This is a genomic window from Thermogemmatispora sp. (assembly GCF_019683755.1).
Lineage (GTDB): Bacteria > Chloroflexota > Ktedonobacteria > Ktedonobacterales > Ktedonobacteraceae > Thermogemmatispora.
In genome coordinates, this window is record NZ_JADGHT010000039.1 from 1 (window position 1) to 20,981 (window position 20,981).

The following is a 20,981-nucleotide window of genomic DNA, read 5'->3' on the forward strand; positions in this document are numbered from 1 at the left end:
CGCCGGGAAGGGACGTCCAGTGCAGACGGGAGGGAGGCCAGACGCAGCTCCCATCAGGAGAGGTCCTCCGCAAAGAGATCGGGCAGGATGGTCAGCGTAGTTTCCGCTGTCTGCAGGGACAGCGCGGCGCCTGCAGCCGTCACTTCGATCCGGTACGCCTGCTGGGCGGGTCGCCCCGCCGTGTCCCACTGTTGGCGGGCCCCTTCCAGGAGGTCCCACAGGGAGGGCTGCCCTGCTGACGTGACCTCGGCCACCATCCAGTTGTCTGTCGCCGAGCCAGTGCGTCGGAACTGCAGCACACCCGGCAGGGGGTTGATCACCAGCGTCAGCCATTCCTCGCCTGAGGGGTTGCCAGAGGGCAGCAGCCGGCGTCGTCGCGTCAGCCGGATGCCGGGGCAGCGCCATTGCAGGAACCAGGCAAAGGCAGGCTCCTCCAGCAGGCTCGGGAAGGGATGCGTTGCCGGAAGGCGCCACACCCGCGGGCCATTGCCCATCGGCTCTTCTGGTGACCAGGAAGATGGCGTGCCAGTAGGGGGAGCTGTCAGGGGTGGAAGCTGCAGGGGCATGAAATGGAGTGGGGGCTGCCAGAAGACCCCCTGTGCTTGCACGCCACCGCGATCGGGCTCGTCCAGTTTCTCCAGGACGAGAAAGCCGCTCTGGTGCAGGCTTCCCTGCAGATCCATCACCAGCCGTCCCCCAGGGGCAAGCTGGTCATACCATCGACGGGGCAATCTGGAGGCACTGGCGGTGGCAATGAGGCGCTCATACGGGGCGGCTGGCGCATAGCCCTGCCAGCCATCCGCGGCCATGACCTGTACCCGCTCACCATAGCCTGCCGCCTGCAGGCGGACCCGCGCCTGGCAGGCCAACTCCTCCTCCAGCTCGACTGTCCAGACCTGCCCGCTTGGCCCTACCAGCTCCGCCAGCAGCGCCGCATTGTAACCGGTGCCCGTTCCAATCTCCAAGACCCGCTGGCCTGGCTGCACGGCGAGCGCTTCCAGCATCCGAGCCATCGCGGAGGGCTGAGAGCTGGAGCTGCTGGGCAGCTGGTGCGTATCCAGGCGAGTCACCAACGGCTCATCCTGATAGAGCCGCTCCAGCCACTGCCCGGCAGGCAGCGCTTCTGGCGTGCACCAGCGCCAGGTGCGTCCCTGTCGCTCATAGAAGCCCGATACGAACTGCTCGCGAGGGACCCGAGCAAAGGCTGCCGCCACCGCAGAGGAGCGCACTGCGCCACTCGCCCAGAGCCGTTCGAGCAGCTGCTGGCGGGCCTGGGTACCCTCCGCCGAGTCTGCGGATCTTGCTTTGGCTGCTCCACTCATAGGCCATACTCCTCTGGGGCTTGTAAGAGATTGGCCATCGCCGCGGCCAGTGGCAGCCCAGTCGCTGGCTCCAGCCAATACCATTGCCCATTGGGATTCAGTTCCAAAAAGACATATTCCCCCTCGGGCGTCACAAGCAGATCTGCAGCGGCGAACTGCAGTCCAAACCGACGGACCAGCGTCTGCAACTGGTCCACGATCTGCGCGGGCAGCTCATGGAGCTGATAGTGCAGGTCACGATACGCTCGACGCCAGTCAAGTGCCGCCTCAGAAGACGGAGGAGCATGGATCTCGATGGCAAACACCTGGCGGCCCATGATGACGACGCGCAGGTCAAACGCCTTGGGCAAGCGCTCCTGAAACAGGTGCGCGGTGGTTCGGACTCCCTCCAGCTGCTGCAGGTGCTCGGGAAAGATGGCAGAGGTGTACAAGAAGCGCGCAGCGATCCTCTCTCCAGCGGTTGTGGTGCCCCCTGGCTCTTCCAAGATCCCTCGCGCCAGCGCCTTGCCGATGATCCTGCCTTCACACGCCTCAGCGAACCGTCGCACAGCCTCGGGGTCATTGGTCACCAGCGTGCGCGGCACGCGCAAGCCCACTGCACAAGCAGCACACAACTGCGCAGGCTTGTACTCCGCCGCCTCAAGAGCCTCGCGAGGGTTGACCCAGAACGGCTGCGGCGCGATGATGGTCCCGCGCAGGACGCCGAGCAGTCCACGGGGGGCCTCCCGTTCGATAAAGGCGCGAACGGCTGGCGCATAGAGAGCGGGCGCACGGTAACGCTGGGGGCGACGCCACCAGATACTGTGCACGGCTGCCAGATCGATCTGCTGCTCGGGGGAAGACAAGGTGCCGTGCCAGCACGGCGTACCGGCTTGCAGCTCAGCACGGAGGGACAGGTGCTCGGGAAAGTCTGCGGTGTCCACCCAGTGGACGGCAGTCCCACGTTGACGCAGAATCTGAAGCACAGGGGGAACGTGCGCATCAGCAGCCTGGCTCAGAATCAGGACCGTCACAGCCAATCATCCTCATCTGCTCGCGGATCGGAATCGGCGATGACCCCTGTCTGCACGGGAAGGCTGGGATCATCCTCATCCGTATCGTCAACGGTATCATCATCGAGCTTGCCATCCGTACTCGTCTGCCCAGGCGTCTCCGCTAAGGTCGTATCGTCCCCTCCAGCGAAAGGCGCAGGGGCAAGGAATTGCAGCAAGAAGGGAAGAGGAGGTGGACAGGCAAGGCCCTCCCCTCCTGGCACAGCAGCGAACAAGGTCTCTGACATGGTCTCCTCCTGGGAGGACACAAAAGCGTCTGACCATATGAGGGCACCGAGGCAATAGCCCCAGACGCACAGGAGCGATCAGCTCCCCTGTGGGCACGGTCTGCCTGAGCCAGCCGCTCTGCCACCTGGAGCGCCAGCGCCTGCTGGGACGCTGGTCAGGAACGAGCACGAGTGTCCCCTGTGCCTGCAATGCATGAAATACACCATCTAGGCACTGCTCACATTCTGTGTACAGGATAGCATCTCCTGCTCCCCATGTCAAGGAAGCTCCCCGGAGACGAGGGGCTGCGGTTGATCTGCTGGGGCAGGTACAGCGCGATGCCGAGCTGCTACAGGCCGACGGCAAGGGTCCCTCTCCCGGATCATGCAGGCTGGCACCCACGCCGAGAGGGGGAGCAGCGGCAGCCGGGCCATTTGGGGCAGATCGGGCCTCGTTCCGCGTCATTCAGCAGCAGCAGCAACGGCAGGCAGGGACAGCGCCTGGGATCGCCCAACGCCAGCGAGCGGGCCGCCTGCCCTGCCCGCACAGCGGCTGGTCCCGCGACCACTCCTCGTGCCTCGTGCCGACGGCGCCGTCCGTGGGTGGCCGTTGACTTGACGGCCAGACACCGCTCCCGATGGCTGCTCGCTGCTCCTCTCCTGGTCCAGAGAGAGGGGGCTGCTGATGCCCGTGATGCCCACGCCTGCTGGAGAGAGAGCCAGCCCCCCGCTCGACTGTCCCGTCTCCTCCTGGCTCGCCTCACCTCATGGGGCACCCACTCTCCTCTCTGGCTCCCTCCCTGCTGGCCTCCCTTCACTGCAGCGCCAGCCAGCATCTCAGTGGCCTGCAGCCTCGCACTGGCACCCGACCAACGCGGGGCCCCGAGCAACCGATCGAGCAGGGAGCGCAGCGCTGGCCGGCTGCTGAAGCGCCAGGTCCTGTCTGGGTGACCCCTCTCCCCTCCCTCAGTGCCCGCCAGGCCAAGGCAGCTCAGTTTCAATCCCAGCCGGGCTTCTTCGCTGGTTCTGACAGACAGCGTTGACGGAAAACTGCCGCGTGGTCATATCGGTTTCAATCCCAGCCGGGCTTCTTCGCTGCTTCTGACGAATTGCTGTGGTGGTGGTATTGCATGGTGGATGTGTTTCAATCCCAGCCGGGCTTCTCCGCTGCTTCTGACGGCCCTTCCTCCACGATAGCATCAGGAGCCGTCTCCGTCAAGCCGTTTCGAGCATCCCAAAAAAGCGGTCAGCAGTGACCGCTCTGCTGCGGTCATGATGCCAGCCCCTGTGGCCCTGCGGCGGCCAGGGAAGCCCTTCGAGCATCACTGCGTAGAACGCCGGGTGCCGAGATGCTCGAAGCGACCTGCAGGAAGCAGGTAAAGGAGTATGAAGAGGATTGCATGCTTCTTGGTGCAATGGGGTCAGAAAATAGAGCAAACGCGCCGGGGATCTCCTGTGGTCTCCTGATCCTGGCGACCCACCCCTCCACATGAAGGGGCAGCGCTCTCCTCCAGGACCCCTCGGCTGGCTGGTCCGCCCGCTTGCCTTCTTCCCCCTACCAAGAATATAGTTCCCGCTCCAGTCCAGGGGGCTGAGCCAGATCGACCTGGTCGTTCCGGCTCGCTCCCCCCTCTGTTCCTGTCTTGTTCCCGCCCTGTTCCCCTGGTGTTCCTCCCTCGCCCCCTGGGGAGACCGTTGGCATCTCCTGTCCATTCCCCTTGCTGTCCAGTCGCCAGGGCTATGCTCAAAGCAGTCCGCCCATCAGGGACGGCCTTCCTCCTTCGGATCTCCCCTCCTGTGGGGACACCTGGACCTGTGCGTCTGTGTGGCGAATGGGGGGTTGGCAGGACCCTGGGAGCGCGTGTGAGGCCATCTCTGTGATGGCCTTCACGAGATGAGCTGAAAGGAGCCGATTACGATGTCTGTCTCTGAACCTCGTCAGCCCGCCGCTCAAGGCGATTCCTCCCTGGCTGATCCCTCTGCAGGGACCAGTGCCCCTTCGTCTCCTTCGTCAGGTGGAGCTACAGCAGCGAGTCCTCCGCCAGAGTCATCCTTCTCCCCAGTAGCAGAGTCGGCAGCCGCAGCGAGCCAGGCGGCAGAGCCAGCCCTCTCACCGGCGCAGGAGCAGGAATGGTTCACCTGGGAAGATGACGCTGAGCATGTCTCCTCCTTCTTCCTCCCCCAGCCTTCTGGCCCACTGGCGATGCCCACCGTCCCAGAAGCCGCTGCGAACCAGGCCAACTCGCCGCAGTCGGCGAACCTGGCGACGATAGCCCGGCGCTCCTCCTGGTCACTGCTGCGCCGGTTGGCCCTGGTGGCAGTGACCCTCCTGCTGCTGAGCCTGCTGCTGGCGACGGCACTGGCTCATTCTCCGACTCCTGGTGCTGCTTCCCCCACGCGGACCGCTCCCGGGGGGACCGCGGTACCTCCCACGGCCACCGTTCCACGCACTGTCAGCACGCCAGGGGCCCAACGTACCCCCACAGGGAGACCTTCAATACCTGCTTCTCGCCCCACGCCGACCAGTCGTCCTGGCCCGAGTGCACCTGCGGGGTCCACGAACCCAGCAGGAGATCAGAATCAGGGAACCACAGGAGTTCCCAACGCGTGGCTGGCAGATCCGCTTCCGGCGGACTGGACGGCAGCGGGCCTGACGCGCGCTGATGCCATTGAGGCACTGCGGACTGCTGTCACCTTTACCGACCGCGAAATGAGCCTGGATTACCGCAACGTTGGCACGCGGACCAGGCCCGGCGGGACCTTGACGGCGGCGGTGTTCCTGCTCACCCCTGGGGGAAAGGCGCGCTTCCAACAGCAGGATCGCCGGATGAGTCCGGCCTTCTACGATGCAGTCGTAGGAGAGCAGCTCATTCAGGAGGTAGTGCATGCAGAGCCACAGTTGGTAGCCCTGCAAGTCCGTGGGGGGCAACGCTTTGCCTGGGTAACGGTGCAGTTCTGGCTTTGGCAGATGCGGCGCGACCCGGCAACGGGGCAGCTTCAGCAAGGGCTACAAGCCGATCCGACGACAGGGCAGCCCGTGCGCCATCAGATGTCAGTCCTGCTGCTGCGAGTGCCTCCTGCTGTGCAAGGGCCCACGGCCCCGATGGGGGGGACGGGCTGGTTGGTCTCGACCTATGGTCTCGATCTGCCTGCAGGAGAAACCCTGCCTCTGCTGACGCCTCCCTGAGATGCCAGTGTGCTGTGGACCGGTGCTGACTTCCTTCCCATCGAGGAGGTCCTCTCGCCATGCCCTACTCTCCTGAAAAACGGAACCAGGAAGCTGCTCCCGCCGACCAGCTTCCTTCATCCGCTGGCCGGCGTTTCTCTGCCCTGCTGCGACGGAAGACGCTACCAGTTCTCGTGGCTGGACTGTTGCTCCTGCTCTGGGGGCAGCAGTCAGTGATGGCCGACCAGACAGGAACGCTCCTGGTGCTGGTCCGACGGCTGGTCTCGCTGGTTAGCTTCCCCATCGTTCTCCGCATCCTGGCTGGCCTGGGCGTGCTTTGCTCCCTGGGAGTGTTTGGCCTGTTGGGGCTGGCAGGGGTCGTCGTACGAACGCTTACTCGGCCTCGCCGGCAGGCTCCGGTCTCCACGCTCACCCCGGCCCTGCTGGGGTGGCCTGCCGAAGCCATTTCCTTTCCAGTGACGGTCGGGTCCTGTTCATACCCTGTGCCCGGCTACTACTGCCCGCAGCCCGGCGCGCAGAGCATCGTCATCGTGAGCCCGGGCTATCGGCGTCCCGTGGAAGATGTCCTTCTGATCTGCCGGGCCCTCTGGCAGGCAGGGCATCACGTCCTGGCGTTCGAGTACCTCGGGCATGGGCGTCCTCTGCCTGCTGGGGTCTCTTTACCGCTGACACTGGGCTATCGCGAAGTCAAGGATTTCTTGGCCGCGGTGCGCTATGCACAAGGGCGGGCGCCGGGTTGCCGGATTGGAGCACTAGGCTTCTCAATGGGCGGGGCGGTGAGCTTGCTGGGGGCCGCCTGCTGTCCCGAGGTAGCCGCAGTAGCCGCAGATAGCGCCTTTGCCACCCAGTGGCAAGCGGTTGAGCACGTAGTGCGACAGCGCCTGCGCCTGCCACCACGATGGGTGGACTGGTTGCTGCCGCCACTATACTGGATGAGCAACAGGCTCCTCAGATGGCATGCCGGCTATCGCTTCGAGCAGGTGGAGCCAGTGCAAGCGATTGCGCAGATTGCGCCACGACCGGTCTTGCTCATCCACGGACAGCAGGACCGGCTGATTCCAGCGGCGGCGGCGCAGCAGCGTAGAGCTGCTGCCCGGCCACCCAAGGCCCGCTGGCTGGTGCCTGGGGTGGAGCATGTGCGCGCTTGTCTGCACGTGCCTGACCGCTCCGTGGCCCGCCTGACTGCCTTCTTCCAGCAGGCGCTCTTGCCAGATCGGCCTGCTCGGCCCCTCCAGGTCGCTGCTGGCTCCAGCGTGGTGGCTGGTTCTCAGGGACAGGAGAAAGCGCCTGTGCGGGTCTCTCGGGCCAACCCGCCCAAGCGCGAGCAGGATCAATCCTCCCCCCCTGGGTTCCGGCTGGGCCTGGTGTGGGGGCGCTGGCTGGTGCGTTGGCGGTGGCGAGTAGCAGGAGCCTGGCTGCTGGTGCTGCTCATCAGCCTGCCACTGGCGCAGACGGTTGGGGCGGTGCTTCGGCCTGGCGGAACAACCGTGCCTGGGGGTGAAACTGCCCAGGTGCAGGCTGTCCTTCGTCAACGTCTCCACCAGCCGGCAACCCAGCTGTTTGCCGTGCTCTCTGTCTCCCCCCAACAGGCCCGGAGCCGTTCCTTTGCACAGCAACAGCAGGCTGTCGTCGCCAGAGCGAGAAGTCTCCCCCATGTCCTGACGATCCAGGCGCAGGTCAGCCCGAATGGACAGACGGCCCTGGTAATCCTGGGACTCGATGAGGATAGCGATCTGGTGGCAGCGCTGGTCCCCGAGCTGCAGGCTCGACTGGAAGCCATCCCTGGGCCTGCTCACCTCCAATTGACAGGGGAGGCGGCAGTCGCTACGGCTCTCCAGCAGGCCACCCAGGAGGATACCGCCCGAGCAGAAGCGCTGGCGCTGCCCCTGACCCTGGCGGCCCTGCTGCTGGTCTTTGACGGGCTGCTCGCCAGCCTGCTCCCTGTAGGGCTAGCTGGGCTGACGCTGATCACGACCCTAGCCGGACTCGCCCTGCTGGGACGGCTCTTCCCGCTGCAGAGTCTGACGGAGAGCCTGGTGGGCATCATTGGTTTGGGCCTGGCTATTGACTACAGCCTGTTGCTGATCCGTCGCTTCCGCGAGGAGCTGGCGCGGACCAGAGCAGGAGCTGAGGCCGTGGCTGAGACGATGGCCACAGCGGGCGAGGCGATTGCCTGCAGCGCCTGCTTGGTGACACTGGGCTTTGGCGCATTGCTGCTGATCCCCATTCCGTTCGTGCGTTCGCTGGGGGCAGGTGGCTGTCTTGTCACCGGCGTGGCAGCGCTGGCAGCCCTGACACTCTTGCCTGCGCTGCTCAGCCTGCTGGGACCGCGCATCAACGCGCTAGCAGTCTCTGCCTTGCTCCCGTGGCGATGGCAACGCTGGAGAGGCCTGGGACCTGTCCGGCGGCAGGACCCTGCCTCGGTGTCAGCACCGCCAGAGGCGGTCCGACTTGTCTCCTGGTGGGAGCGCTGGGCCTGGACCGTCATGCGCCATCCCTTGCCACTCCTTGGGGGAGCGCTGGCGCTGCTCCTGCTGGTGAGCTGGCCAGCACTGGCGCTGCGCCCTGGTCTGCCCGGGGCAGCAGTGCTGCCTGCTGATGCCCCTGCACGGCAGGGGTGGGAAGAGCTTAGGCGTGCCTTTCCCACGGTTGACCCGGCGCCGATTCTGGTGGTGGTTCAACCCACAGCTCCCCGATCAATGCAATCTGCCGCTGATCGCATCAGGGTGATGCGGCTGGTCAGCTGGATCGAACGCCTGCCCCACGTGAGCGGCGTCGATCTTCCTAGGGACCACGCGCCTCAGCCTTCCCCGGGCGGGGCGATGCTCTTGCTCGTGCATACAGACAGCACTCCTGATTCCCCAGAGGAGGCCCAGCCGCTGGATCAGCTGCACGTGGTGCCAGCTTCCCCGCGCGAGGGACTCCACCTGCAGATTGGTGGGCCACGCGCCCAGACGCTGGAGTTTGATCGTACGCTCTACCGCGCCAGCGAGCTGGCTCTCCTGTTCTTGCTGGCAGGAACGGCGCTACTGCTGCTGGTCATGGTCACCTTCCGCTCGCTGCTCCTGCCCCTCAAGGCGATCCTGATGAACCTGCTCTCGCTCGGAAGCGCCTTTGGCGCACTGGTCTGGGTGTTTCAGGACGGGCATGGAGCCACGTGGCTGGGCTTCACGCCCACGGGCTCCCTCGACCGTTTTGTTCCCATTGTACTGGGCTGTACGCTCTTTGGTCTCTCGATGGATTACGACGTCTTCCTGTTGAGTCGCGTGCGGGAGTGCTGGCGACGAGGCCGGAACAACGAGCAGGCGGTCGCTGAGGGACTGGCTCGCACTGGGGGCATGATCACCAGTGCCGCCTGCCTCTTCTTGCTGGTGGAAAGAGCTGGGCTTAGGCATCTGCGTGGCCATCGGCCTGGACGCCTTCCTGATCCGCCCCCTGGTGGTGCCAGCGACCATGCGCTTGCTGGGGCGGTGGAACTGGTGGCTGCCGGGTCAACGGAGCTGGGAACGGCTGTGCAGGGGAGCAGGAGCGATTCGGCGAGACGGTCGCCACCACTGCAAACGGCGAGCCTGTGGGCGGCCCTGGTATCCCTTGCCTTGCAAAGCAAACGAGTCCCAGGCGCAGCGGGCCTGGGAGGCGTTGCTGATCAGGCTGGTGGCCCAGACACTCCCTGGCTCTCCTGCCCACCTGACAGCACCGAGCCACTTCTTCACCTGCGGGGGCGATTCGCGCTCCCTGGAACAGTTGCTGCTACGTATCAACCAGCAGCTCGGGGTCACCCTGACGATGGAAGAAGCGCTGACCTGTCCCAGGCCTGCCGAACTCGCAGCCCTGGTACAGCAGCGGCTGCTCCAGCAGGACGAGCAGAGAACCGCTCCTCCTGTCCAGTCTCTCAGCCGGCGCGATCCGGCAAGCACGCCACAGGCGTGATGAGCACTGGACCAGGGTGCCGATGCGGGGCTCTCGTGCTGCCACTGATACGACGTGGAGGAACAGATCACTCTAGAGCGAAGTCAAGACGACCTCGCCAGGAAGGAGGACTCATGTGAATCACGTTCTCTGTCGCTTTGCCCTGCCGCGCTGGCATCGCTGTCTGTTGTGGGCCAGGAAGGCACGCAGGCTGTGCTGGCTGCTGGTCCTGATCCTGCTAGCGCTGTTGACCATGAGCTGGTTGCTCTGGCCAGCCTCCCCCAGTCTGGCCAGAACAACGTCGGTCGAGACCTGCTCGACCGTCCTGCCCAGGGACAAACCGAAGTTCTGCACAGGAACTGATCCGATCGTCGAAGGATGCTCCCTGGATGCACGGACTGTTACCGAAGTACCCATTCGCTGGGAGGCACGCACAATTGGCCTGGCGCAAGTCCGTCACTCATTGCTCTGCAATACCTATTGGGGCCGCGGCTTCACTTTCCTGTCTGGAGCCAGCATCAGTGTGTACCTGCCCGATCTGGGTACAGGAGCGGAAGCATCCTACCTCTCCACAACGTCGCAGGTCTATTCGAACATGGTCTATGCCTTCATTCCGACCGTGACGATCGAGGTGATTGTGGGTCCAATGCAAGTGATTGCCACAACCATTCCTGGAGTCCATCCCATCAGTGGAGCGGCATAACTGCCCTCTCACATCTCTGCCTGCCTCTCGCCACCGGCTCGGATGGCGATAAACGGCGCTGGACGGCAACAGGGATGGGGCTGATCCCTTAGTGCCAGAGGCGAGAAGTGAGCGAGAGGGAGGGCAGACTCAGCCTTCGCTCGACTCGCAAGGAGCATCTCGATGCAGCTATGCTGGTTTCGAAGTGCTGCTGATCTGGCTGGTCCAGGGGGGCAGCATCCTGACCTGGCCCTCGTCGAGCTCGCGGCAACTGACACCTTGGAAGCCATTATCGCAGGGTTGCCTACAGCTGCTCCAGCGCTGCTCGTGCAGTTTCCAGAAACAGGGCCGCTTGTAGAAGAGCAGGAGCTGCTGCTGCGACGCTGCCAGGCCAGCGCGGAGCGTCTGGCTGTGCTCCTGCCTCCTGAGCAGCGCTGCCGGTGGGGAGCAAGTGCCTACCGGGCAGGCGTGCCGTTTGCCTGTATGCGGGAACGTGCCCTGGCGCTTCTGGGCATTGATGCCCTGGCGTTTCCCCGCGATGAGGCTGGCCAGCAACAGGAGCGTTCTGTCCCAGCACGAGCACAGCCGGTGCTGACAGAGCACCAGCCTCAGCCTGAAGGCGTCCGGCCACGGCTCCTCTGAGCTGGCTGCTTCGCCAGCCGCTGGCTCTGTCTGCTGAATCTTCTCTGGAGTGGAGGGTGCTTACTGGGCCTGGTGTTGCTCCTGATCCAACCCGTTCTCTCGCTCCCAGTGCCAGGGAAGCCGTAGTCAGCAGGGTGGAAGCCGACTGGCTGCTGTATGCCAGCCAGCCGGCTTCCTTGCTTTGCTCCTCGATCTGAGCGAACATAGCTTGCCGGCATGCTCCTCGTCTGTAGCGTATCGCTGCTCTTGGAAGAAAGGAGGTCACGCATTCCGATGTCACCTGTCAGGCCTGGAGACCAGGATCGGCATAGAGCCACACAGCAAGGGGAGGCACCAACGCTCTCCCCTGCGCGGCGCAAGCGTCTGCTCAAGACCTATGGGCCAGCTCCATCAGGGTACACGACCGAGGATCTGGAGCGCTTTCTGGATCTGCTCTACGGCCTCTACAGCCATATCAGCTCGCCGAAAGCCTTGCAGGAGATGATCGTGAGCGATCCCTTTGATCGCAGCGAGCAGCCACGCCAGCTCCGGCTGGTGGAGCTGGCCGCCTGGCTGGAGGCGATCATCAGCTAAGAAGCACTGCTGGGTCTCCCTTCCTCAGCGGAGCCAGAGGAGCAGGTGAGACCCAGCAGCTTCCCCTGGGTGGACAGCTGGCTCAGCCATCGAAGGGTGGGAGCAACAAAGCAGGCCAGCGATCTCCGTGAACGGCAGAGGGAAGCTGGACGCAGGCGATCGCCGCTTGGTAAGGCGTTCCAGGCAGCGTCTAGTCGAAAGGTGCCAAAGAGATCTTGCCAGCTCCGAAGAGAATCTATCGGCCAGAGAGTGTGTGAACACTTGACGCTCTTGCGTTTTCTAAAAGGAGAGGATATAGTTATGGACAGTGCAGGCAACACAGCCAGGAGAACACATTTGCCAGCAGACCGGGGAAGAGGCAGGTAGTCCTTTCTCGGGGAAGGCAAGGAGTCAGCGAGTGAGGAAGCTATGACCACCTGTGTAAAGCGTGCAGCAAGAGGAAGCGATTCCTTTCAAGCCGCCTGGAGAGCGGCTTCAGACAGTGGGCTGCCGCTCAAGGGACAACTTGCCTTCCAAGCAGGCTGTCGCGGGTTCGAGTCCCGTCTCCCGCTCCCTCTTCCCAAGCCACGTGGCCGGCTCCCCATCTCAGGGGGAGCCGCCCAGTCCCCCAAGACAGCTTGAGTGACAGCTATTTTTTCTGCTCTCCCCTCAACAGCTCTTCCATTTTCCGCGCGGCTTCCTCTTGCATCCTGGGCAACACATGCCCGTAGATGCTCAGCGTGACCATCGCCTGGCTGTGACCGAGGATCTCCTGGATCCCTTTGATAGGGACTCCCAGCACGAGCAGAATGGTGCCGTGCTATGCCTCAGATCGTGAAAGTGGAGCCGCGGCAAGCCGGCCTGGTCCAGGCAGGATCTGGTAATACTGGCGGCGCACGAAGCTATCAGTCAGAGAATTGCCGTGCTACGTGCAGAAGACCAGATCCTTCTGCTGCCAGCGGGCGCCCGCCTTGCGGCGGGCCTCCAGTTGCCGTTTCTGGTGCGCTTCCAAGGTGTCAATAGCGAGCGAGGGGAGCACGATGGAGCGCTTACCCTTGCGGGTCTTGGTCTCCGTCTCTACGAAGCCATGACCCGCTTTATTGGTCACAGTGCGGCGCACCCGAAGGCGGCCTTGCTTCAGATCGACATCCTGCCAGCGCAGGGCCAATAGTTTGCCCCCTCGCCTCCCTGCCATCATCGCCAGCAGGAAGAGCGCTTCCAACAGGTGCTGTTTGATCGCCTCGACCAGGAGAGCAGCCTGGTCCGGCCTGAGGGTAGGCTGCTCAGGAGAGGTGGCTCTGGGGGCTTGACCATCTCAAGAACGTTTCGCCCCACCTTAAGAAGTGGGGAAAGGAAAAGAAGCGGACAGTGCTCAAGGCTTGTGTCTTTGTACCTGAGCTCTACATCCACGACGATTATGACTGGCTGCTGCTCTCCGCTTTCTCACCTGATTCCATAGCTGGAGGCACTGGGCGAGCAGTAGCGTGTCCTCGATTATTATGCCGGACTCCGCCGCGCTGAGGCAAAAATCCGATCGCTCCTTGCTGACTGTTCTCCCTCCCTTTAGGGCCTGGCCAGGTGAAATTAGTTGGAGCCCCTTCAAGGAAGCATTTATCCGATCACTGCCAGGGTTCCTGCCACGCTTGATAAAGGCTATCTCAAGCAGCAACTCATCCCTTGCGATCTCATCGAGCGTATCCGTGGAAGGCTCCTCTTTGAAACCGCGATCTGGTCCATCGATGAGTCTGCCAGGATCGCCAGTGGCAAAGGTAGACCAGTAGAGCTGCAGATGCATTAGATGAAGAGAGACCAGATGAGACGACGCTGAGGGACACAAGAGGAGAGAGCGCTGGCAGAACTGGCAATCCTGTAGATGAGCTATTTCGAGACGAGTTGGAAGTGCCTCCTGTCCGGCTGCGCAAAGGTTAGCAAAAGGAAGGGAGGTATGAGATGGGTGATGATCTCCAGCAGAGGACAGAAGACGAAAGATCGTTGGAGTGTCTTCTCGCTGATAGTATTGACTATCATCAATATATCTGCTATAGAGTAAGAGGTAGTAGGAATGGGATGTTGCAGATGGAACCTGCTAATGAGGAATGGGTAGCTCCTGGCGAGTCTGGTGAGCCTCGAGCGGAGGCTGTCGACTGCCTCATTGGGGGAGGCCCTCTGTGCTATGGCTATGATCCGACTACAGACTCGTGTTATCAGCCCTGGTGAGCACTCGCTGGGGGGAGAGAAACTGGCTCTCTGCGGAAGCCAAGTGCTAACGCTCTCCTCTACAGTGAAGGAGCCAGTCAGCCCGATGGCCGGCTGGTCACCTATCATAATGAGCAAGCTCAGAGCTTGACAAAGCAGTCCTATCAAGAGGTCGGATGCGCTCTTCCCGGCTTTTAGGCTCGCCGGTTGTAAGGAGGGAAGGAAGTGTTTCGTCAGCTGCTCAACGGAACAAAGTGGACAAGTCTGTGGGTGCTCAGCCTGGTCTTCCTCATAGGAACCATCTCCGCCTGTCAGCCATTGTTCCCCCAGTCGAGTGCTGTACCTCTGAGTACTGTTCCCTGTGGGGCTACAGGGGACCGAGTACTATTCAGAGGGCAGGCTCGTGCTGATGGTCAAGGGCAAGCATTGCTCTACGTAGGTGATCACGATCGCCTCTACGCGATTGATGGGCAGCGGGGGAGAGTGCTGTGGTGCCGGCGGCTGGTGTCTACGGATAGCGAGGAAGAGAGTATAAGCCCCGACTTTGCGGCACTGAGGCGTAGTGGTCACAGCCTCTATAGCGGAACAGACGAGGGAAGACTGGTGGCCCTCGATGCAGACAGCGGACAGGTGCGGTGGGTGGCAGAGAATTATGACTTCTTCGGTAATGAGGATTGGGAGGCGCCAACGGTAGATGAGCAGAGACAGCTCATCTATGGAGTAGATAGTAGCATTGGCTTCTATGCCGTCGGGAGCACGGACGGGAAGATGCGCTGGCAGCAGAATCTCAGCCAGGGGCTGCCTGCGAAGTCGCAGGTACTGCCAAGGCTGCTACCGAAGGTCAGTGGGAATGTGGCAGTGGCAGCAGTATCGGTCTACACGAGAGCAGGTTCCAATAGCGAGAACCTCCTCTTACTGGGGGTGGAGGCGCAGACAGGAAAGCGCTTGTGGGAGCACCTCTGGCCGTTGGGAAAAAATTTACGCCTGCAAGAGCCATTGAAGGCGGAGCAAGGAGTGATCGGCCTGCTGATCGACGGGAAGGGGCTCCTGGGGATACGCGTGACCGATGGCAAGCTGCTCTGGGAGATACAGTTGCAGGGAACGTCTTACTCCAGGCTGGTTGGTGCAGCGGAAGGGGTCTTCTACCTGCAGATTGAGGCGGGAAAGAATCCGCAGCTCTGGGCGGTGAAGGCAGCGAGCGGGCGGGTACTCTGGAAGGTGATCGCTGAGGAAGGAGGGGGCCTCTGGACGGCGGTGGACAGACAGACGCTCTATCTGACAGGCGAGGATGGAGGGCTGGAAGCGCTAGAGGTAGGCAGCGGGCATAAGCTCTGGAGGCAGCAGATTGCCGCTAACGCCGGCCATGACTGGATGCCAATGAGTCAGCCAGTAGTCGAAGGAAATACGGTCTATGTTCTCACGAGTGGATTGGAGGCCAACGGACCCTATGTGCTGCACGCGGTGGACCGTGTGAGCGGAAAGGTAGAGTGGGAGATGACCTTTGGGGAGAGAGGCTATTGGATCGTGCCAGTGCTGGGAGCCTGAGCCAGGGCAAAGAAGGAAGCATGAATGAGCGATCGGGAGAAAAACAGCGCAGCGAACTGCACTCTGTCAAAGAGGCCCAAGTCCTCATCAACAAACTGTTGGCTCTTTCGTCGTCAGCGTCGGCGGAGGATAGTGCTGAGAAAGGAGGAGCATTGAGATCATGAAAGGGCAGTCGCCCGGGTTTGCACGCCCCTCCTGGAAGCTGTTCTTAGGGTGTGTCTGGCTGCTGGTGGGTCTGCTGGGTTGCCAACAGACGCCGCCAAGCGTGTCGCTGGAGACGGTGCCCTGCCCGGCGGCTCAGTCGCAGGTACAAGTCAGCAGGCTAGCTGAGCCTGCTGGTGGCAATGAGCCCGTAATGACCACTCTCTATGTAGGGCTGAGTACATGGCTCTATGCGCTGGATACCGGCAGTGGGCGCCCGCGCTGGTGCCGACTGCTGCGCTGGAAAAGCACTCCTCTCTATGCCCTCTCAGGTTTCGAGCCGATCGCGCGTGGTGGGCAGGCGCTCTACGCTAATACCGCCGATGGCTATCTGCTGGCACTGAAGGCGCAGAATGGGGAAATCCGCTGGCAAGCAGAGATGAAATTGATGGCTTTCAGCGGGGAATCCTGGATGGTGCCAGCCGTGGATGAGACGGTCGGACAGGTCTATCGGGTCGCTCTGAAGAGGGTAGAGGCGCTAGATATGAACAATGGGCGAGGGCGATGGAGCTATGCATTCCCAGGGAATGCCAGCGTTTATCTCATGCCGGTGGCGGCTGAGGGAATGGTCTATGTCGTGGGTGGTAGAGTGTCGACACCGCAGGGGGGAGGGCCGGAAGTGATAGGTCTCGATGCGCGCACAGGGCGATTGCGCTGGCAATTGGGCATCCCTGACAGGTTTCTCCCTGATCAGCAGCCACGGGCGATGCTACTGGGGAATGGAGTGCTTTGTTTGGACTACGAAGGCCAGATCCTTGGGATAAGGGCCAGCGATGGGCGACGACTGTGGCAGGTGAGCCGTGCGCAATGGCGAGATTGGGATCTGGATTACCAGCCGCTGGCAATAGGCCAGGGCTGGCTCTATGTGGTGGAGAAGGCCAGGCAGACAGGGAAGATACGGGTGAGCGCGCTGCGGCTGCTGGATGGACGGGAGGGCTGGTCGGTTGAGCTGACAGGAGGATTTGACCGTGTGGCTGCGCCGTTGCAAGGGGGAGTAGACGGGAAGATGCTCTATCTGGTTGATGGACAGGGATGGGTGACGGCGCTAGATGGGCAGAACGGGCGAATACTCTGGCAGAAGCAACTAGCAAGCCGCCGTAATGGGGGAAGCATCCCGAGCCGCCTGGTAGTGGGGGGAAGCAACGTCTATGTGTTTGTGGCACTCCCTGGCGAAGAGGAACATTTTGTCCTGCATGCCCTGGCAAAGGAGGATGGGCAGGAGGAATGGAATGTGGCGCTACCTTTGCCCGTAAACCAGGGCTGGCCGATACCGGTCCTGGCGGGCTGAGAGCAGGAGAACGCGGGGGAGGAGAGCGTGCCTCTGGCCCCTCCCTCTTCCTGGGAACAAAAGAACATTATCGTACTCGATAGGTGCAGCGTGTAGATCTCATGACTGGAAGCTAGAGGCAAAGTTGCGTCTTCGTCTTTAGAGGGGTCAAGGTCAGAACAGACGGAGTGTGCGCTCGTGAGCAAGCGATGGCAGAAGTTTGCACGCGCCTCGTGGAAGCTGTTCTTAGGGTGTGTCTGGCTGCTGGTGAGTCTACTGGGTTGCCAGATGCCGCCGCCCGTGCAGATGGAGACGGTGCCCTGCCCGGCGGCTCAGTCGCAGGTACAAGTCAGCAGGCTCGGCCAGCCTGCTGGTGGCAACGAGCCAGCAGAGACCACTCTCTATGTAGGGCTGAGTACATGGCTCTATGCACTGGATACCGGCAGTGGGCGCCCGCGCTGGTGCCGACTGCTGCGCTCGAAAGACACTTCTTACAGCGACCTGTTAGGGTTTATGACAATAACTCGTGCCGGGCAGAATCTGTACGCCAATACCGCGGATGGCTATCTGCTGGTCCTGAACGCTCAGGATGGAACAGTTCGCTGGGGAGCGGAGGATTCAGAGTCTCTTGATGACGGCTGGGGAGTGCCAGCGGTGGATAAGGCAGCCGGGCTGGTCTATCGGAGGGATGTGAAGGCGGTAGAGGCACTGGCAGTGAACGATGGGCAGAGCCGCTGGAGCTATCAGCTCCCTCAGAAGGAGGCCAATCGGACAACGACGGGGGTCAAACTGATGCCTCTGGTGGGAGAGGGGATGGTTTATGTCGTAGGAGATGATTTACTGACAGTGCCAGAGAGATCTGCTCTGGTGGTGGCTCTGGACGCACGCACGGGGCAGCCGCGCTGGCAAAGGAGCTTTCCAGAAGGGCGCGATCAACAACCGATGGCTATGGTGCTGGGAAATGGGGTGCTTTGCCTGGATCTGTCACAGGGGGTTATCGCAATAGACGCTAACGACGGGCGACAGCTGTGGCAGGCGAGCGGATCACGATGGCTTGCTTTCGAATATCGGCTGCTTGCCGCGGGGCAGGGCTGGCTCTATGTCGCAAAGGATGTGGAGCAGGAGCAAAAGCTGCAGGTGAGCGCGCTGCGGCTGGCGGATGGGGAGGAGGGCTGGTCGGTTGAACTGCCAGGCGACTTCGGGTTCGATTTGGCGCCGGTGCAAGGGGTGTTAGAGGGAAAGGTGCTCTATCTGCTGGATGGGCAAGGACAGTTGACGGCACTGGATGGGCAAAGCGGACGAGTGCTCTGGCAGTTTCTGCCAGTCACCAGTCAAGAGCCGGGGCTGCGTCCGAGCCGTCTGATAGTGGGAAAGAGCGAGATCTATCTGTTTACAACAGAATCGGGTGGATTAGAACGATTTGTCCTGCATGCCCTGGCCAAGGAGAGCGGGCAGGAGGAATGGAAGATAGTGCTACCGCTGCCCCTGAACGAGGGAGAAGACCGGGAGCCGGCGCTGACCAACTGAACAAGGAGCCATCCAGGGGAGAGCAGAGCGCTGCCCACGATCTCCTCTCCCCTGTAGATGAGCGCCAGCGACGGGAAAGGCCCGCGGGCAAGTTCAGCTCCCTCCTGCTCTCTGGCTTAGCTGGACAGCTTTCAAATGACTGAGGAAGCCTGAAGGTCGGTCAGCAGGTGCAGGCTCAAGTGACGGCAGGGACGCAGCGGGGACGGATCGCCCTCAGACGCGGCAGCCTTGATGATCCTGGCGATGCTGCGGGGAGAGATTCACGCCTGCCTGCTGATCTGCTCGCATTCCCTGGTCTCCCTGCCCGATCTGTACACTGCCGAGCGAGCAAGAAGCGTGCCCGAGCTGAGCGTGGAGCAAGTGTCGGGCTGAGCATCATTCAGGAAAACAAGTGCACGTGCGCAGAAGAGGATGCTGTGAAGAAACGGCCTCTAAGTGGCTACCAGGCACGTTGGTGGAGCCGGGTCAGGCAGCTCTATCCTGGCCTTGCTCTTTTGCCGGTGTCATAGCGACGGGTAATCTCTCCATTGCGCTCCTCTTGTTGAAGCGGGCTGTGCTGGTGGCGGCGGTCCTGGGCTGGCTTGGTGGCGGCCTCTTCCTCCTCACCCTGAAGGAGGGTCTCCCTGGAATGGCGATCTCGCCCTGGACCTTCTGGCGGATGAAACACGTTGACGGTCCTTTCATCAGATGATCCCAACACAGCGGTCATTGCGCACCGCTTTCATATGGCCATGATGCCGGTCACTGTGACCTTCAGATGGCCTGAAGAGCCTTTCGAGGATCGCTGCGTGGGAAGCCGGGTGCTGCGATCCTCGAAGCGACAGGTATAGCATGCAATAGAGCCACGTGAGAGTGCATGGCCCTCGCGCGAGGGCACCAGCCACAAGCCTACCTCTCCCGGCAGTGGGAGCCGGAACCAGCCCATCGGCCCAACTTCATCCCAGCGCGAGATCCCCCTCGCTCCCAGCGCTCTGCCCTCTCCATCGCAGGGCAAGAGACATACCGGAGGCCAGGCCGGCTCGTCTCATTTCTCTGCTGTCTCAGGGGCGGGTTTGCATCCCCAGACGGTGATCAGGGTCCAGATCGCGCAGAAGTCTTCCTGTTGCATCTCGGCAAGCGCTTGCTGATACAGACGCTCCAGCTCCTCTTTACTGGCCAACTGCATCTTCACTAGAAAGGGCTGCAACAGATCCATCGCGATCAGATGATCTTTAAAGACAGGATAGTGCATGTCCGTGCCCATGGACCAGTCGATAGCCGTGGCGCGCAGGTGCACCTCACGAAAACCGGCTTTTCGCACCAGCCGCGGCAGCACCGGCGTGATGCCGATATGCCGGCCATCGGGTGAGAAGCTCTGGCCAGCTTGCTGGAGAGCCCGCCAGATCAGGTGCAAATAGCGCTCGGTGGCAGCGCTGCTGGTGAGTGGTCCCTCGGTCTCGGTCAGGCGGAGCACGCCGCCGGGCCGGAGCAGACGAAAGCACTCCTGCAGCAGCCGGGGCCAGACTGACGGTAACATAAAGCCACACAGGAGGCGGCCATTGATCAGATCGAAGGAACCATCCGGGAAGGAGAGCGGCTCCATGACATTCATCACCTGGAAGTGGACGTTCTCCAGGCCGCGCGACCAGGCCTGAGCACGGGCGTACTCGATCACCTGGGGACTGATGTCGACCCCGAAGACTTCGGCCTTGGGGAAGCGAAAAGCCAGCTCTAAGGCCCAGCCGCCAGGGCCACAGGCCAGATCGAGGACGCGGCCCGTCTCGGGGAGGCTGATCCCCTCCTCGGGCAAGAGGCCGCCCATCGCCTCGGTGAGCAGGCGATCCTGCTGCATGAGGCGGGCCAGTTCGCCGGCATGTTCAGGATCGATCGGGTAGGTGTTGCTGGGTGTGGTCATTACACTTGCTCCTCTCTTGCTGCACTGGGGGGCCCCTTTGAGCTACCCGGGGCAGCGTGCTGCGCCCTGGTCCCCATCAACCGCTTCTTCCTGTCAGGTCCCCCAGGGTCTTATTGACTACCCTGCTGGTATTGTAACAGCCAGCGAGTGCCGCAGAAAGGGGGGCCGGGAAGATCCGCTTCGATCAGGTGGGGGGAGCTGCTCCTGTCTCGTTTCGCTGCTTGAACTCAGGGTGGTCCAGGGAGACCAGAGGGTTGCTATCCTGCACGACGAAGGCAGCAGCGGCCTTACTGAAACAAATCCTTTTACTTCCCGACTCGCAAATCTTGTCCCCTTCAGCCACTCGCGCCCGGTCGAAAAAGGCGACCTCCAGAGCCGTCAGCAACAAAGAAGCCTGGACCCCTGGGAGCGCATCGCGGTGAAGAGGGCCTCTGGCTAGCGAAGTGGCATTCGGATCATAGTGCAGGGTCACAGCGGAAATGATCTGGGGGGAAGCATGCTCTCTCTTCCCAGCCTCGTCTGCTTTCTGTGATTCGCTCGGCTGGAACACGGGAGAGCCAAGCTGAAGGAGAGCATCGCTCTGAGTCTTGACGATGGGGGCCAGAAGGGACTGACGGCGGCTCAGCAGGAGATGCAGGGCCGCCGTCAGGCTGATGAGCAAGAGCCAGAGGCCACAGGCGGCGGTCCTGCTGCTTCCAGCAGAGGATGATCAGGAGAGCGAGAAGGGCCCACGAGCAGAAGGTGATCCCCAGCGTAGCAGCCCAGAGCGCGAAGGGAGAAGAGATCACTCGTAATGAGA

General features: G+C 62.3%; 15 protein-coding genes and 2 pseudogenes. 11 read left to right on the forward strand and 6 right to left on the reverse strand.

Annotated elements, in window-relative coordinates; genetic code table 11:
* Positions 1-53: 53 nt before the first annotated feature.
* From IRZ24_RS04795 to IRZ24_RS04805, 3 genes are read right to left on the reverse strand one after another with little or no spacing between them, the layout of a single operon-like run.
* Positions 54-1,322 (reverse strand): methyltransferase domain-containing protein, encoded by a 1,269-nt coding sequence (locus tag IRZ24_RS04795; protein ID WP_297160815.1) that lies wholly within the window; start codon positions 1,320-1,322, stop codon positions 54-56.
* A complete protein-coding gene (locus tag IRZ24_RS04800; RefSeq protein WP_297160816.1) occupies positions 1,319-2,335 on the reverse strand; it encodes an MvdC/MvdD family ATP grasp protein in 1,017 nt (338 codons plus the stop codon). Before IRZ24_RS04800 ends, IRZ24_RS04795 begins: the two co-directional genes overlap by 4 nt.
* The gene (locus IRZ24_RS04805; RefSeq protein ID WP_069806324.1) at positions 2,332-2,601 is read right to left on the reverse strand and encodes a hypothetical protein; all 270 of its coding nucleotides are present in this window, start codon (positions 2,599-2,601) and stop codon (positions 2,332-2,334) included. The genes IRZ24_RS04800 and IRZ24_RS04805 overlap by 4 nt, the downstream gene beginning before the upstream one ends.
* 1,897 nt (positions 2,602-4,498) lie before the next feature.
* Between IRZ24_RS04805 and IRZ24_RS04810 the strand changes: the two genes are divergently transcribed.
* The 6 genes and pseudogenes from IRZ24_RS04810 to IRZ24_RS04830 all read left to right on the forward strand — a co-directional run bounded on the left by IRZ24_RS04810 (position 4,499) and on the right by IRZ24_RS04830 (position 11,573).
* Positions 4,499-5,767 carry a hypothetical protein gene (locus IRZ24_RS04810; protein ID WP_297160817.1) on the forward strand — a complete coding sequence of 423 codons (1,269 nt, stop codon included), beginning with the start codon at positions 4,499-4,501 and terminating at the stop codon, positions 5,765-5,767.
* A gap of 215 nt (positions 5,768-5,982) precedes the next feature.
* Positions 5,983-9,120 (forward strand): annotated as a pseudogene (locus IRZ24_RS04815) (MMPL family transporter); the annotation flags it as partial.
* A gap of 100 nt (positions 9,121-9,220) precedes the next feature.
* Positions 9,221-9,697: an acyl carrier protein gene (locus IRZ24_RS19755; RefSeq protein WP_366914234.1), complete on the forward strand. Its 477-nt coding sequence runs from the start codon at positions 9,221-9,223 to the stop codon at positions 9,695-9,697.
* A 115-nt stretch (positions 9,698-9,812) separates the two neighbouring features.
* Positions 9,813-10,379, forward strand: a complete 567-nt coding sequence (locus tag IRZ24_RS04820) for a DUF2690 domain-containing protein (RefSeq protein ID WP_297160819.1) — start codon at positions 9,813-9,815, stop codon at positions 10,377-10,379.
* Positions 10,380-10,541: 162 nt separating this feature from the next.
* Complete coding sequence (locus tag IRZ24_RS04825; RefSeq protein WP_297160820.1) at positions 10,542-11,000, forward strand: hypothetical protein; 459 nt, start codon at positions 10,542-10,544, stop codon at positions 10,998-11,000.
* A gap of 273 nt (positions 11,001-11,273) precedes the next feature.
* Positions 11,274-11,573 carry a hypothetical protein gene (locus IRZ24_RS04830; protein ID WP_297160821.1) on the forward strand — a complete coding sequence of 100 codons (300 nt, stop codon included), beginning with the start codon at positions 11,274-11,276 and terminating at the stop codon, positions 11,571-11,573.
* A gap of 904 nt (positions 11,574-12,477) precedes the next feature.
* On the opposite strand, the pseudogene IRZ24_RS04835 reads toward IRZ24_RS04830, so the two are convergent.
* Positions 12,478-12,816, reverse strand: a pseudogene (locus tag IRZ24_RS04835) (site-specific integrase); the annotation flags it as partial.
* A 324-nt stretch (positions 12,817-13,140) separates the two neighbouring features.
* Between IRZ24_RS04835 and IRZ24_RS04840 the strand changes: the two are divergent.
* From IRZ24_RS04840 to IRZ24_RS04860, 5 genes are all read left to right on the forward strand, one after another.
* Positions 13,141-13,350, forward strand: a complete 210-nt coding sequence (locus tag IRZ24_RS04840; RefSeq protein WP_297160822.1) for a hypothetical protein — start codon at positions 13,141-13,143, stop codon at positions 13,348-13,350.
* Positions 13,351-13,973: 623 nt separating this feature from the next.
* Positions 13,974-15,293, forward strand: coding sequence for a PQQ-binding-like beta-propeller repeat protein (locus IRZ24_RS04845; RefSeq protein ID WP_297160823.1), 1,320 nt, complete (start codon positions 13,974-13,976; stop codon positions 15,291-15,293).
* A gap of 160 nt (positions 15,294-15,453) precedes the next feature.
* Entirely contained in the window at positions 15,454-16,782 is a 1,329-nt protein-coding gene (locus IRZ24_RS04850; RefSeq protein WP_297160824.1) for a PQQ-binding-like beta-propeller repeat protein, read from the forward strand.
* Between the two features lie 177 nt (positions 16,783-16,959).
* Entirely contained in the window at positions 16,960-18,288 is a 1,329-nt protein-coding gene (locus IRZ24_RS04855) for a PQQ-binding-like beta-propeller repeat protein (protein ID WP_297160825.1), read from the forward strand.
* Between the two features lie 397 nt (positions 18,289-18,685).
* Positions 18,686-18,979: a hypothetical protein gene (locus IRZ24_RS04860; RefSeq protein WP_297160826.1), complete on the forward strand. Its 294-nt coding sequence runs from the start codon at positions 18,686-18,688 to the stop codon at positions 18,977-18,979.
* A gap of 333 nt (positions 18,980-19,312) precedes the next feature.
* On the opposite strand, the gene IRZ24_RS04865 is transcribed toward IRZ24_RS04860, so the two are convergent.
* Positions 19,313-20,182, reverse strand: a complete 870-nt coding sequence (locus IRZ24_RS04865; RefSeq protein WP_297160827.1) for a class I SAM-dependent methyltransferase — start codon at positions 20,180-20,182, stop codon at positions 19,313-19,315.
* Positions 20,183-20,366: 184 nt separating this feature from the next.
* The gene (locus IRZ24_RS04870; RefSeq protein WP_297160828.1) at positions 20,367-20,843 is read right to left on the reverse strand and encodes a hypothetical protein; all 477 of its coding nucleotides are present in this window, start codon (positions 20,841-20,843) and stop codon (positions 20,367-20,369) included.
* Between the last annotated feature and the right edge of the window lie 138 nt (positions 20,844-20,981).